Genomic DNA, 628 nt, shown 5'->3' on the forward strand with positions numbered 1-628 from the left:
CACGCCGCGCCACCGGCCGCGCACCAAGCCGGCCCGGGCGATCCGGATGAAGGAACCGCAGTGGACCGACTACGGGGTGCTGCAGACGTACGAAGAGGAAGGAGAGGAGGAGACCGAGCCGGACATGGACCCCGGCAACGGGCTGGTCTCCTCCGCGCGCGGGATCCTGTCCGTCATGACCCACCCCGACTTCGACCTCTGCGTCACCCTGGAGACCTACACCCGACGGCCGCCCGTCGAGACCAAGGGCTGGGACAAGGTGGTCGAGGTCGGCTATTTCAGCCCGGGCGGCCAGATCGTGCTCTACGACAGCCTCAGTGGCACCGAGCTGCCCAACCTCGCCCTCAACGGGAGCAAGGGGCACTACCGCATCCGCGTGCACTACGCCTGGTTCCCCTGGAAGGGCGAGGCGCAGAGTGGGCAGCGGCTGCTGATCATGGCGTATCCCGGCAAGGGCGACAGGGAGATCGTCCACCGGAACCGGAAGTCGACCTGACTCTCCAGTTGCCGAAGATCTCATCCGATGCGTCGAGGGTGACGACAGGCCGTCTCGGGCGTGGCCGCAGTGCTCAGGTTCTGACGCCTGTGGCCAGGACGCGCCCGACGAGGATGTCGGTGAACCTGTCCG

The 628-nt window shown here is 67.5% G+C and carries 1 protein-coding gene; it reads left to right on the forward strand.

The genetic code is table 11. The features are described from left to right. On the forward strand, window positions 1-496 hold a 496-nt coding region (locus DMH01_RS42585; RefSeq protein ID WP_233621892.1), incomplete at its 5' end, for a hypothetical protein. Window positions 497-628 lie beyond the last annotated feature (132 nt).

This window comes from Amycolatopsis sp. WAC 04182 (genome assembly GCF_003947465.1).
GTDB lineage: Bacteria > Actinomycetota > Actinomycetes > Mycobacteriales > Pseudonocardiaceae > Amycolatopsis.